Origin of the sequence: Nocardiopsis rhodophaea (assembly GCF_039530945.1) — a bacterium.
Lineage (GTDB): Bacteria > Actinomycetota > Actinomycetes > Streptosporangiales > Streptosporangiaceae > Nocardiopsis_C > Nocardiopsis_C rhodophaea.
The window spans coordinates 1-508 of sequence record NZ_BAAAPC010000079.1 but is presented as its reverse complement, the minus strand read 5'-3'; the positions used below and the strand labels follow the sequence as shown (position 1 = coordinate 508).

Annotated in this window: 1 protein-coding gene; it reads right to left on the bottom strand. The window is 68.7% G+C overall.

All coding sequences use genetic code 11. The features are described from left to right. A partial coding sequence (locus ABD259_RS25740) for a hypothetical protein (protein WP_344165872.1) occupies positions 1-368 on the bottom strand: 368 nt, incomplete at its 3' end. Positions 369-508 lie beyond the last annotated feature (140 nt).

Sequence of the window (508 nt, the reverse complement as noted above, 5' to 3'; positions counted from 1 at the left end):
CCGTGGGCGTGGGCCTGCTCGGACTCCTCCAGGTGCGGGCTGCGGTGGGCCAGTTCCGCTATCTGGCGCGCCTCGCCCGGAGACCGGTCGGCGACATGCTGCAACCAGTGCGACAACCGGAACTGGCCCGAGCCCACCAGCCCACCGCGGGCCTCGAATACCCCCGCCGCATCCGCCGCAGCGAGCTTGACCTCGTCCAGGCCACGGAGAACCTGGATGAGGGCCTCGCCCAGGGTGTGCTCAGCCCCGGTGGGGACATCGGCCTGGGCAAGCCCGCGCAGCACCTCACCAGCCGTGCGCAAACAGGCCACAGCCCGCTCAGCGCCACCCGGTGGTGGGGAGGTAGAAGAGGATGCGTTCTCGCCCATACCCCCAAGCTAAAAAAGCGGGATGGCGGATGTCATAAGAGATTTCACGGCTGTGGACAACCCGGACCCTTCCCCACCACCAGGAGCACAACGCTCGGCCCGACCCGCCAAACAGTCCACGCCTAGCTCGACGTCCCCGC